At 66.6% G+C, this 12,863-nt stretch carries 9 protein-coding genes; 7 read left to right on the top strand and 2 right to left on the bottom strand.

Annotated elements, in window-relative coordinates; genetic code table 11:
- Positions 1–645: 645 nt before the first annotated feature.
- Both C3B44_RS10700 and C3B44_RS10695 read right to left on the bottom strand, forming a co-directional pair.
- Positions 646–3,888: a (Fe-S)-binding protein gene (locus C3B44_RS10700; protein ID WP_108432350.1), complete on the bottom strand. Its 3,243-nt coding sequence runs from the start codon at positions 3,886–3,888 to the stop codon at positions 646–648.
- A 69-nt stretch (positions 3,889–3,957) separates the two neighbouring features.
- Positions 3,958–5,364 (bottom strand): FAD-dependent oxidoreductase, encoded by a 1,407-nt coding sequence (locus C3B44_RS10695; RefSeq protein ID WP_108432349.1) that lies wholly within the window; start codon positions 5,362–5,364, stop codon positions 3,958–3,960.
- Positions 5,365–5,701: 337 nt separating this feature from the next.
- Here C3B44_RS10695 and C3B44_RS10690 point away from each other — a divergent pair, with 337 nt between their 5' ends.
- The 7 genes from C3B44_RS10690 to C3B44_RS10660 all read left to right on the top strand — a co-directional run bounded on the left by C3B44_RS10690 (position 5,702) and on the right by C3B44_RS10660 (position 12,306).
- Positions 5,702–7,390 carry a nitrite/sulfite reductase gene (locus C3B44_RS10690; RefSeq protein ID WP_108432348.1) on the top strand — a complete coding sequence of 563 codons (1,689 nt, stop codon included), beginning with the start codon at positions 5,702–5,704 and terminating at the stop codon, positions 7,388–7,390.
- Positions 7,391–7,455: 65 nt separating this feature from the next.
- A complete protein-coding gene (locus tag C3B44_RS10685; protein ID WP_235840400.1) occupies positions 7,456–7,662 on the top strand; it encodes a hypothetical protein in 207 nt (68 codons plus the stop codon).
- A 5-nt stretch (positions 7,663–7,667) separates the two neighbouring features.
- Positions 7,668–8,462, top strand: a complete 795-nt coding sequence (locus C3B44_RS10680; RefSeq protein WP_108432346.1) for a phosphoadenylyl-sulfate reductase — start codon at positions 7,668–7,670, stop codon at positions 8,460–8,462.
- A gap of 34 nt (positions 8,463–8,496) precedes the next feature.
- On the top strand, positions 8,497–9,399 hold the full coding sequence (gene cysD / locus C3B44_RS10675; RefSeq protein ID WP_199222401.1) for a sulfate adenylyltransferase subunit CysD: 903 nt from the start codon (positions 8,497–8,499) through the stop codon (positions 9,397–9,399).
- A complete protein-coding gene (locus C3B44_RS10670) occupies positions 9,399–10,712 on the top strand; it encodes a sulfate adenylyltransferase subunit 1 (RefSeq protein WP_108432344.1) in 1,314 nt (437 codons plus the stop codon). The genes cysD and C3B44_RS10670 overlap by 1 nt, the downstream gene beginning before the upstream one ends.
- Complete coding sequence (locus C3B44_RS10665; protein ID WP_108432343.1) at positions 10,712–11,389, top strand: sirohydrochlorin chelatase; 678 nt, start codon at positions 10,712–10,714, stop codon at positions 11,387–11,389. Before C3B44_RS10670 ends, C3B44_RS10665 begins: the two co-directional genes overlap by 1 nt.
- On the top strand, positions 11,386–12,306 hold the full coding sequence (locus C3B44_RS10660; protein WP_108432342.1) for a sulfite exporter TauE/SafE family protein: 921 nt from the start codon (positions 11,386–11,388) through the stop codon (positions 12,304–12,306). The genes C3B44_RS10665 and C3B44_RS10660 overlap by 4 nt, the downstream gene beginning before the upstream one ends.
- Positions 12,307–12,863 lie beyond the last annotated feature (557 nt).

Below are 12,863 nucleotides of genomic sequence, written 5' to 3'. Positions count from 1 at the left end.
GAAGGGCCCGCTCACCGTTGTGATTCGGTGGGCGGGCCCTTTTCTTATTGTTTGGGTTGCTATAGGTGGCCTTCTGGGGTGGCGTTGATTCCACTATGCCGCGGCATAGTTCTCGATCCCCGTGGTGCGGCGGCACCAGCGCTCGCCGCACGGCGCAGGAGACAGTGTGTCCCGTGTGCCTATGAGTTTTCGGGGATCCATTGATTCTCGATTACGCACGTGCGTAAGGCCAGAGGCCTCAGGCGACAGTGCGCCTCACGTACCTATAAATCCCCTGGGAGTCATCGATGTCCGATTACGCACGTGCGTAATCGTGGGCGGGATTCAGTGAGGTGAAAGCGCTCCGACGCCCCCGATCCGGCTCACTATGCCGTGGCATAGTCGCTAGAAATTACGCACGTGCGTAATGGAACGGGGTCGACTCCTTCAGCCTTGAGAGTCGGATTACGCATGTGCGTAATGATTGAGGCGCCGCGGTCGCACACCCAGATTGGTTTCCTCGCCTATAGCGTTTTATGGACCAACCTTAGGAGCCGGAGGGGCCGCTTCACCGAGTTCGCATCCCCTCAGGGAGCCCGGTTTATCCGCCCAAGGTGTCGATGGGTGGATCTACCCGCGAAGACCCGTTCATTGCAGACCCCGTGCTTAGTCGCCCTTGTCCGCGCCATCTTCCGTCGACCCCTCATCCGTAGTGGGCGCTGCCGGCGGTGCCGGGGGAGCGGGAGGGGTACTTGCTCCTGGGGTCGGCGGCGGGGTCGGAGCAGACGGTGCCGCCGGAGGCGTGGGGGCCGCAGGCGCGTCCGGCGCTGATGCTGCTTCGTCGGACTCCGTAGCTACGTCGTTTCCCGACACCGGTGCGGTAGGCGCGGCCGGAGCACTCGGTGCGGCCGGGGGAGTTGGCGGGGTCGCTGCGTTGGGTGCCGACGGCGCCGCGGGAGCGTTGGGTGCTGCAGGCGGCTTGGGTGCCGCGGGCGGTTTCGGGGCCGACGGCGAAGCGTCAGACTCCGCGGCCGCATAGTTGTCTGGACTGGGCGCTGCCGGAGCGGCGGGCGCACCTGGTGCAGCTGGGGGAGCCGGCGGCGTGGCTGCGTTGGGACCCGCTGGTGCGGCGTCGGGCTCTGCGGCCGCAGACTTATCCGAACTAGGCGCAGCCGGAGCCGCGGGAGCACTCGGTGCGGCCGGGGGAGTCGGCGGGGCCGCTGCGTTGGGTGCCGACGGTGCGGCAGGCGCGTTCGGTGCCCCCGGAGTGCTGGGCGCCGCAGGCGGGGTCGGCGCCGACGGCGCAGCGTCAGGCTCTGCGGCCGCAGAGTTGTCCGAACTAGCCGCCGGAGCGGCGGGCGCACCTGGTGCGGCCGGGGGAGTCGGCGGGGCCGCTGCGTTGGGTGCCGACGGTGCGGCAGGCGCGTTCGGTACCGCCGGAGCATTGGGTGCCACCGGAGCACCCGGCGCCGCAGGCGGGGTCGGGGCCGACGGCGCAGCGTCAGGCTTTGCAGCCGCAGAGCCAGGAGCCCCAGGCGCCGCGGGTGCAGAAGGAGCTGCTGGCGCGGATGGTGCAGCAGGCACAGAAGGAGCCCCAGGTGCCGCATCGATCTGATCAGACACCGGAGTCGAACCACCTGCAGAACCCTCAGAAGACCCAGCCCCAGCATCCTTCGCCTTCCGCACGGGCGCGAGGCCGAGGTCCTTGCGCGTCGGGTGCTCGACGGCGGCCTTTGCGTGCGGGGTGGGCAGTTGGCCGTCGATAAGCACGTTGTCGCGCAACATGACAGCGACGTCCTTGACCTGGGCGCGGGGGCTGTCCGCACCTTGGGAGAGCGCCTTGACGCCGCCGGTGAACATGGAGTTGCAGAAGGGGCAGCCGACGGCGATGTCTTCGGCGCCGGTGTCGAGGGCCTGCTCGGTGCGGAACTCGTTGATGCGGCGGCCCTGCTTTTCCTCCATGAACATGCGCGCGCCGCCGGCGCCACAGCAAAACGCCTCGCCGCGGGAGTGATCCATCTCGTTAAGCTGCATGCCAGCGGATTCGACGAGCTCGCGCGGCGGGTCATAGACCTGGTTGTGCCGGCCGAGGAAGCAGGGATCGTGGTAGGTGACTGGGCGGCGGTTTTCGGCCGTGCGCGGCACCGGGGTCAGGCGCTTGTCACGCACCAGGCGGTTGAGCAGCTGGGTGTGGTGGAAGACGTCGTAGTGGCCGTCGAAATCCGGGTACTCGTTGCGCAGCGTGTTGAAGCAGTGCGGGCAGGTCGTGATGATCTTGCGGCGGCCCGGGTCGACGCCCTCGAAGACCTCGTCGAGCGTCTCGACGTTCGCGGCCGCCTGCATCTGGAACAGGAACTCGTTGCCGGCGCGGCGGGCGGGATCACCGGTGCAGGACTCGCCCGTCGACAGCACCGTGAACTTCACACCCGCGGTGTGCAGCAGCTCGACGACGGCGCGGGAGGTGCGCTTGCCGGCGTCGTCGTAGGCGCCGGCGCAGCCGACCCAGAAGAGGTACTCGCAGTCGTCGAAACTATCGACGTCCTCGCCGAACACGGGGACGTCGATGCCATCGCGGCGGGCCTGCTCCACCCAGTCGGCGCGCTCGGAGTTGTTGCGGCCCCAGGGGTTGCCCTTGTTCTCGATGTTGGCGAACATGCCGGCCAGCTCGCTGGGGAAATCCGAATCCGCCAGCACCTGGAAGCGGCGCAGGTCGGTGATGTGGTCGATGTGCTCGATGTCGACGGGGCACTGATCGACGCACGCGCCGCAGTTGGTGCAGGCCCAGAGGACGTCGTCGTCGATAAGCCCGCCCTCACCGGCGAGCTTCAGCACGTCGACGCCCGCGTGCTCCTGGGGTGCCTCCGCGGCCGAGGGATCCAGCAGGTAGGAGGCGTTATCCACCGCGGCCTTGCGCAGGTCCATGACGAGCTTCTTCGGGCTCAGCGGCTTCTGCGTGTTCCACGCGGGGCACAGATCCTGGCAGCGGCCGCACTCGGTGCAGGCGGTGGTGTCGAGGAGCATCTTCCACGACGCGTCCGTGATGCTGCCAAGACCGAGCGGGGTGTCGTCCTCGACGGTGTCGATGTCGACGGGCTTGCCGTCGGCGACCATAGGCTTGAGCTTGCCCAAGGCGCGGGAGCCGTCGGCGTTGGTCTGGAAGAAGATGTTGAACCACGCGGTGAAGCGGTGCCAGCCGATGCCCCACGTGAGGTTCAGCGCGACGCAGACCAAAAAGACCGTGCCGGAGGCCAGCTTGAACAGCGCGAACAGGCTGACCATCACCGGAGAGGCCGGCAGGAGGCTCGCGAGATGGACAGAGAGGAAATCCGCCCACAGGGAGCCTTCGCGGAAGGTGGCGATCTGGCCGGCTTTCACCAGCAGCATGCCCAGGCCAGAGGCCAACACGACGGCCTCGATGACGTGGGCGGATAGCCTATTCGAGTGATAAAAGCGCGAGGAGCGCTCGCTATCGCCGTGACGCAGGCGGATGCTGATGAGCACGGCGATGCCGATCACCGTGCCGAGCGCAAGGATCTCCTCGACGAGGTGATAGCCCGCCCAGCCGGAGAGCAGCGGCCAACCTGCGGCCGGGTTGAACGTCTGGATGACCGATTCGAACCAGACCACCACGCCCATGAGGAAGCCCAGCATGACCGCCAAGTGGGCGATGCCGACGGCGGGGTGTTTCTTCCAGAAGCGGGTATGCCCGAAGACCTCGGCGAACACGCGGCCTAGGCGGCGGCCCAGCTGATCGGTGCGCCCATAGGTGGGCTGGCCGGAGGAGATGAGCCGGTAGATCTTCCACGCGCCGAACAAGAACAGCGCGAACGCCGGGATCGCGATCACTAGGCCGATCACGCCGATCGTGAGGGTGGCCCCGGAGACCGCCTCGGATGCGGGATAAGGCATCGGTCACATTCCTTCCGCGTCGCCGCCGAGTAGGGGTGTAGTGTTCTCGTCTACCTTAGGCCGCGATCGCTACTGCGCGGTCGCGGCGTCGACCATCTCGTCCCACTCGACGAACTTCTTGCGCTCGCGGCCCTCGGCCTCGCCGGCGGCGCGCTCCGCCTCGTCGAGGCGGTACCAGCCGTCCCAGGTGGTCACGGTGACGTCGCGGCTCTCCAGCAGCGCCAGGATCGCGTCCGGGTCGCTGTGCTCGGGGGTGCTGAGCTTAGCGACGTCCGCGAACAGCATGTCCGTCGTCTGCTTCGCATCCGACTTGGTGTTGCCGATCAACCCGATCGGTCCGCGCTTGATCCAGCCGGTGACATACACGCCGGTAATGGCCTCGCCGCCGGCGTTGGCGAGCACGTGGCCGCCGTCGTTGGGGATGACGCCGAGCTGGTCGTCGAAAGGCAGGCCCGGCAGCACATCGGAGCGGTAGCCGATGGCGGTGTAGATGGCCTCGACGGGCCAATCGGTGGTGGTGCCGGTGCCGCGGACCTGGCCGGTGCCGTCGAGCTCGGTGCGCTCGGTGCGCAGGCCGACGACCTTGCCGTCGTTGGTGAGGACCTCGACGGGGCTTTCGAACAGGTGGATCTGCAGGGTGCGCTTGGAGGGATCTTCGTCGCGCATGGCGTAGCCCTCGAGGATCTGGCAGACCTGGTCGGTGGCCTTCGCGTTCGCGCGGGCGGTCTCGGAGGCCTCGTCGTAGTCGATGTCCTCGGGGTCGACGATGACGTGGACGTTCTCCGAGTGGTCGAGCTCCTTGAGCTCCTGCGGGGTGAACTTGGTCTGGGCGGGGCCGCGGCGGCCGAAGACGTGGATCTTCTCGGCCTGGTTGCGCTTTAAGGCTTCGTAGACGTTGTCGGGGATCTCCGTGACGTGCAGCTCCTCGGCGCTCTTGGCCAGGATGCGGGAGGCATCCAGGCCGACGTTGCCGACGCCGATCACCGCGACGTTCTTGGCGCTTAAGTCCCAGTCGCGTTCGAAGAGGGGGTTGCCGTCGTAGAAACCGACGAACTCGGCGGCGCCGTGCACGCCCTCGGCGTCGGCGCCGGGCAGGTCGAAGTCGCGGTCCTTGGTCGCGCCGGTGGAGATAACCACCGCGTCGTAGTAGTCCTGCAGCTCGTCGAGGGTGATGTCCTTGCCGATCTCGACGTTGGCGATCAGCCGGATACCCTCCTTGTCGAGCACCCGGTGCAGGCTCTTGACGATGCCCTTGATGCGCGGGTGGTCGGGGGCCACGCCGTAGCGGATCAGGCCGAACGGCGCCGGCATCTTCTCGAACAGATCCACCTGGACGTCATGATCCTGGTTGTTGATCAGGAGGTCCGATGCGTAGATGCCGGCCGGGCCGGCGCCGATCACGGCGACCCGCAGGCGACGGCGCTCAGCGGCGGGGGCGTCGGCGGAATCGGAGTGGGGCTGCGAAGTATCGCTCATCGATATCAGGGCCTTTTCTCGTGGGTTGCGTACAGGTCGGTCCATATCTGTAGACCGCATGGTCTGGAAAGCTACGGGGTTCAGGGGTCAATTGTCATCCTACGGGGGTGATTATATTCATCGCAGTACCCCTGCGGGAAAGTGTAAGAAATATATTCTTAAAGAATTGTTCTCCTAAAATCCCAGCTAGAAACGTAAAAGGTGGCCCGTCGACAAGCGAATCCCGCCGGGAGAACGACCGAACAATGAGACATAGACCGATCAGTACGCTACGGTTGATCGAACATTCCGACAGTTCGTTGATCACACCCGCGAATCGGGTAAGGAGCATCACTACATGAGCACCACCACGAAAAGCGAGCGCTCCGCCAAGAAGCGTCCCGCCCGGAAACCCAAGCCGGAGGGCCAGTGGAAGATCGACGGGTACGCCCCGCTGAACCACGACGAAGAGGTCAAGCAGGAAGACCCGGGTCTTTCCGTCAAGCAGCGCATCCTGGATACCTACTCCAAGGAGGGCTTCGACTCGATCGCGACGGATGATCTGGCCCCGCGCTTCAAGTGGGTCGGCATGTACACCCAGCGCAAGCAGAACCTGGGCGGTGAGCACACCGGCAAGGACAACTCCGAGCTGCAGGACGAATACTTCATGATGCGTATTCGTTTCGACGGCGGCCAGTCCTCCCCGGAGCGCGCCCGCGTCGTCGGCGAGATCAGCCGCGACTATGCCCGCTCGACCGTCGATCTCACCGACCGGCAGAACATCCAGCTGCACTGGCTGCGCATCGAAGACGTCCCCGAGGTCTGGGAGAAGCTCGAGACCGTCGGCCTTGACACCCTCAACGGATGCGGCGACGTCCCCCGCGTCATCCTGGGTTCGCCGACCGCCGGCATCGCCGCCGACGAGATCATCAACGGCCAGCCGGCGATCGACATCATCAAAAACGAACTGCTGCCGAAGGACGACTTCCAGAACCTGCCGCGCAAGTTCAAGTCCGCCATCTCCGGCAACGCCCGTCAGGACGTCACCCACGAGATCCAGGACCTCGCCTTCCAGGGCGTGAACCACCCGGAGCTGGGCCCCGGCTTCCAGGTGTTCGTCGGCGGCGGCTTATCGACGAACCCCATGCTCGCCCGCTCCCTGGGCGTGTTCGTCACCCTGGAACAGGTCCCCGAGGTCTGGGCTGGCGTGGTCAAGATCTTCCGCGACTACGGCTACCGCCGCCTGCGCAACCGCGCGCGCCTGAAGTTCCTCGTGGCCAAGTGGGGCCCGGAGAAGTTCCGCGAGGTCCTCGAAAATGACTACCTGGGCTATAAGCTTCCCGACGGCCCCGACCCCGAGCCGAACCCCGTCAACCGCGACCACATCGGTGTCCACGCGCAAAACGACGGGCGCTACTACCTCGGCGTCAAGCCCACCGTGGGTCACATGACCGGCGAGCAGCTCATCGAGTTCGCGGACATCGCCGAGAAGTACGGTGTCACCCGCATCCGCCACACCACCTTCAAGGAGCTGCTCCTGCTGGATCTCGAAGAAGACCAGCTCGACGGCATCATCGCGGATCTCGAAGAGATCGGCCTGTACACCAAGCCGAGCGAGTTCCGCCGCGGCATCATCTCGTGCACCGGGCTGGAGTTCTGCAAGCTCGCGCACGTGACCACCAAGGCCCGGGCCATCCAGCTGGCCGACGAGCTCGAGGAGCGCTTCGGCGACCTCGACTCCCCGATCACCATCTCGCTGAACGGCTGCCCGAATTCCTGCGCCCGCACCCAGATCTCCGATATCGGGCTCAAGGGCCAGATGGTCACCGACGAGGAGGGCAACAAGGTCGAAGGCTTCCAGGTCCACCTCGGCGGCACCGTCGGCGAGGGCGCCAACTTCGGTCGCAAGCTGCGCGGACACAAGGTCTTGTCCAGCGAGCTGACCGACTACGTGGTAAGGGTCGTCGGTAATTACCGCGACAAGCGCAACGAGGGCGAGATCTTTCGTGACTGGGTCCTGCGCGCGGACGAGGAGGACCTGAAGTAATGGCCTTTCGGCGTGAACCGAATCCGAACCGGAACCACCCCACCCACTGCCCGTATTGCGGGGGCATGGACCTGTTTCCGGACGCGGAGGGAGACTTCGCCTGGAGCTGCCAGGAGTGCCTGCGGGTCTTCTCGGTGATGTTCCACGGCCAGGACGACCCGGATCACGCCCCGGAGCCTGCGCCCTCGACCGCAGAGGCGCTGCAGAACTCGCTGGCCCGCAAGGGACACGAAGCCGCATACCGTCACGACAACAACGACAAGGAGAGGTGAGTCGGGTGACCACCAGCATCAACCTTCTGGGAGGCTCCGGCGGCGGCAACTACCGGGACCCCGAGATCAGCCCCGAGGGCCAGACCACCGCTGACCCGTTGAGCGAGGAGATCCTGGCGAAGAACCGGGAGTTCGTCGACACTTATGCCGACGAGCTCTACGACGCCGAGGCGAAGAAGATCCTCGACACCGTCCGCGAGCACGCCCCCGGCCCGCTCGTGATCACGATGAGCATGGAAAATACCGTGCTCGCCGAGCTCTCCGAGCGCTACCTGCCCGGCACTGACCTGTTGTTTCTGGATACTGAGTACCACTTCCCGGAGACGTTGGAGGTCGCCGACGCCGTCGAGAAGCGCTACCCGAACAACCGCCTGATCCGGGCGACGGCGACGCTGTCGCGCTCCGAGCAGGACCGTGTCTACGGCCGCGACCTGTACCGCTCGAACCCGACCGCGTGCTGCCGCATGCGCAAGGTCGAGCCGTTGCAGCGCAACCTGAGCCCTTATGCCGGGATGATCGACGGGCTGCGGCGTGCCGACGGGCCCACCCGCGCCCACGCGCCCGCCGTATCGATCAACAAAACCGGCCGGCTCAAGGTCTCCCCGATGATCACGTGGACGCTGGAAGACACCGACGAGTTCATCGACTCCGAGGGCCTCATCCTGCACCCGCTGACCAGGCAGGGCTACCCGTCGATCGGGTGCGCCACTTGCACCATGCCGGTCGCCGAGGGCGAGGACCCGCGGGCCGGTCGCTGGGCTGGCAGCGCGAAAACCGAGTGCGGCCTGCACACCGAATAAGTTATCCAACCACCGAATAAAGAGGCGAAGCGAGTTGTCCACCACCCTGTCCCCGCACCTGCGGGATCTGGAAAACGAATCCATCCACATACTGCGCGAGGTCGCCGGCCAGTTCGACAAGGTCGGGCTGCTGTTTTCCGGCGGCAAGGACTCGTGCGTCGTCTTCGAGCTGGCCCGGCGGGCCTTCGCCCCGGCGACCGTGCCCTTCGAGCTTTTGCACGTCGACACCGGGCACAACTTCCCGGAGGTCCTCGAGTTCCGCGACCGCCTGGTCGAGGAGACCGGCGCGCGTTTGCACGTGGCGAAGGTGCAGGACTGGATCGACTCCGGCGAGCTCGTCGAGCGCCCCGACGGCACCCGCAACCCGCTGCAGACGGTCCCGCTCGTCGAGACCATCGCCGATCGTGGCTACGACGCGGTGCTCGGCGGTGCCCGTCGTGACGAGGAGCGCGCCCGCGCCAAGGAGCGTGTGTTCTCCGTGCGCGACTCCTTCGGCGGCTGGGACCCGCGCCGCCAGCGACCGGAGCTGTGGAGCCTCTACAACGGGGAGAAGCTGCCCGGCGAGAACATCCGCGTCTTCCCGATCTCCAACTGGACCGAGGCGGACGTGTGGGAATACATCGGCGCCCGTGACATCGAGCTGCCGAGCATCTACTTCGCCCACGACCGCGAGGTCTTCCAGCGCGACGGCATGTGGCTGACCGCCGGCGAATGGGGCGGGCCGAAGGAGAACGAGACCACCGAGACCCGCCGCGTGCGCTACCGCACCGTCGGGGATATGAGCTGCACCGGCGCCGTCGAATCGGACGCCACCACGATCGACGAAGTCCTCGCCGAACTCGCCGTATCCACCCTGACCGAGCGCGGCGCCACGCGTGCCGATGACCGCCTGTCCGAATCCGCCATGGAAGACCGCAAGAAGGAGGGCTACTTCTGATGAGTGCTCCCACCGTGAACGACACCACCGCCACCGACGTCATCGCCGAGCGCGAGACCCTGCGTATGTGCACCGCCGGCAGCGTCGACGACGGCAAGTCGACCTTCGTCGGCCGCCTCCTGCACGACACCAAGTCGGTGCTCGCCGACACCCTCGCCTCGGTCGAGCGCTCCTCCTCCGACCGCGGTTTCGAGGGCCTCGACCTCTCCTTGCTGGTCGACAGCCTGCGCGCCGAACGCGAGCAGGGCATCACCATCGACGTCGCCTACCGCTACTTCGCCACCGACGAGCGGGCGTTCATCCTCGCCGATACCCCCGGCCACGTCCAGTACACCCGCAACACCGTCACCGGCATGTCCACCTCCCAGGTGGTGGTTTTGCTTGTCGACGCCCGCCACGGCGTCGTCGAGCAGACCATCAGGCACCTCACCATCGCCTCCCTTCTGGGCGTGCGCTCGGTGGTGCTGGCGGTCAACAAGATCGACCTCGTCGACTACTCCGAGGACGTCTTCCGCGAGATCGAGTCCACCTTCAACGCTCGCGCGGAAGAACTCGGCGTCTCCGATACTTACGTGGTGCCGATCTCCGCGCTCAAGGGCGACAACGTCGTCGAGTCCAGCACGAACATGGACTGGTATACCGGCCCGACCGTGCTGAGCATCCTGGAGACCGTGCCGGTCGGCGCGCGCCGGGCCCGTGAGCTCGACTTCCGCCTGCCCATCCAGTACGTCATCCGCGAGCACGGCTCCGACTACCGCGGCTACGCCGGGCGCATCGAGGCCGGAACCATCAGCGTCGGCGATACCGTCACCGCGCCGCAGGGTCGCGAGACCACCGTCACCCACATCGACACCGCCGACGGCCTCGACGCCACCGAGACCGCGACCACTGGCGACTCGGTGACCTTAAGGCTTGCCGCCGACATCGACCTCGTCCGCGGCGACCTCCTCGCCGCTGGTCCCCGCCCGGAGGCCGTGCGCTCTTTTGATGCCACCATCGTCGCGCTCACCGAGAAGGACCTCACCGCCGGCCAGACCGTCAAGGTCCGCTACGGTGCGGCCCTGGTGCGCGGGCGGATCTCCGCCATCGAGCGCATCATCAGCCTGGACTCGGCGGCCGAGGACAACCTCTCGCCCGAGGCCGTCGCGCTCAACGAGATCGCCCACGTGCGCATCGACACCGCCACCGAACTCCCCATCGAGGAGTATGCGGCGCGCGGTGCGGTGGGCAACCTCCTGCTCGTCGACAAGGCCTCCGGCAACACCCTCGCCGCCGGCCTAGTTGGCAAGCGCCTGCGCGAGGGGGAGAGCTAATGACCGACGCGCCGCTCATCCTGCTCTCCCACGGCTCCCGGCACCCGGAGGCCGCCGGCGGGATTGCGGCGCTCGCCGAGGCCGTCTCCGACACCCTCGGCGTTTTAGTCTGCGACGCTCACCTCGACTTCAGCGATGACACCCTGCCCGCGGTCGCCCGTCGGCTAGCCGACGAGGGCCACGAGCAGGCTGTCGTCATCGCCCTGCTCTTCTCGACGGGCTACCACGCCCGTCACGACGTCCCCGCCGAGATCACGGAGGCCACGTCCGCCAGCGGATTGTCACTGGTCAACGCGGGCACGCTGGGCGCCGGCGCGGATATCGCCGAGCTTATCTCCGCCCGTTTTCAGTCCGAGCGCCCCGCGGCCGCCGAGCTGGTTATCTACCCGGTCGGCTCGTCAACGGCCACCGCTCTGGCGGACTACGAGCGGCTGCGAAGCCTGGTCGCTGGTCTGGTTTCGGCCCGGGTGCTGGTGCACCCCGCCACGCGCGCGCCTTTCCCGTTAGAAGAGCTGGAACTGAGCGACGCCCACCTCATCCCCCTCTTCGTCACCGAAGGCTTGCTTCTCGACAAAGCCCGCCACCACCTTCCCCCACACACCACCATCTCGTCGCCGCTGGGCACGGACCTGGCTCCACTCATCGCGGCGCGCTACCGTCAGGCGGTTTCCCCATGATCACACTGCTTCTCATCAGCATCGCCGGCCTTGCGGCCCAGCTTGTCGACGGCGGTCTCGGCATGGGCTTCGGCGTCACCTCCACCACCCTGCTCATCACGCTCGCCTCGCTGACGCCGGCGACCGCCTCCGCCGTCGTCCACACCGCCGAGGTGGGCACGACGATGGCCTCCGCCATCAGCCACTGGCGTTTCGGCAACGTGGACTGGAAGGTCGTGGCCAAGATCGGCATCCCCGGCTCGGTTGGCGCCTTCGCCGGTGCGACGGTCCTGTCGAACCTGAGCACCGAGGCCGCGGCCCCAGTCATGGCCCTGATCCTCGCCGGAATCGGCGTTAACCTCATGGTGCGCTTCTCCCGCGGCAAGGTGCGCCGCGAGGTGACCGAGAAGCCGCACTCCACCGGCTTCTTGGCTGTCCTCGGCCTTGGCGGCGGCTTCGTCGACTCCACCGGTGGCGGCGGCTGGGGACCCGTGACTACCTCGACTTTGTTGTCTCTGGGGCGCAGCGAGCCGCGCCGGATCGTCGGCACCGTCAACACCGCGGAGTTTTTGGTCTCGCTGGCGGCGACGATCGGCTTCGTCATCGGACTCTGGGAAGACCTGGTCGCGAACTTGGCGGCGGTGCTGGCCCTGCTGGCCGGCGGCGTGATCGCCGCCCCGATCGCGGCGTGGCTGGTCACGCGGCTGAACCCGATCGCTTTGGGATCTGTCGTCGGCACCTTCTTGGTCGTGACCAACGCCCCGACCGTCCTGGAAGCACTCGGTGCTTCCGAGCCGATGCTGTGGTTCGTGCGCATCGCCGCAGTCGTGTTCGGCCTGACCCTGGCGTGGGTCGGCGTGCGCCGCGGGCGCCGCAACAAGCGCAAGCTCGAAGCCGAAAAGGCCGAGGCGGCGGAGAAGGCCACGAGCGGGGCGTAGGTTGTGGGGTTTGGGGACCGTTTAGGTTGCCTTGGAGCTCGGTTAGCTTGTGGGGCGTGTGGGTGGATCAAAAGCGGATCTAATGAAAGGCCAGCCTCGAAAGGCTGGCGATGGTGGGTGGGTAGGTGGTTGGGCCTACCTCGTGGGGCCCCTCAATGAAAGGCCAGCCTCGAAAGGCTGGCGATGGTTGGCTCAGGTCGCGGTCTCCGCGTCTTTCCCGCCCGCCCCTCAATGAAAGGCCAGCCTCGAAAGGCTGGCGATCCGAGATGATCGCCACCACGATCACCAACTGGGCCGACCCTCAATGAAAGGCCAGCCTCGAAAGGCTGGCGATCAGTGTGGGGTTCATGGACGGGGTGCAGCTGGTCGAAACCCTCAATGAAAGCTAGCGCGTTATCTGTGGCCCCGGTCTGATTTGTGTGGGGCGGAGTGTGTGAGGGGCTTCAACTTACCGTCGCCGAAAGCCCCTTTTGGGTCTCAAAACCTCATGGATCGTCGGTAGTTGCTTAAATCCCCTCAACAAACCGCCAGACAACCCAGCATTCCCCGCTCGGTAT

The sequence above is a fragment of the Corynebacterium yudongzhengii genome (genome assembly GCF_003065405.1).
In the GTDB taxonomy this organism is placed as follows: domain Bacteria; phylum Actinomycetota; class Actinomycetes; order Mycobacteriales; family Mycobacteriaceae; genus Corynebacterium; species Corynebacterium yudongzhengii.
Note: the sequence above shows the minus strand (reverse complement) of the source record. Positions and strands in the feature narration are given on the sequence as shown.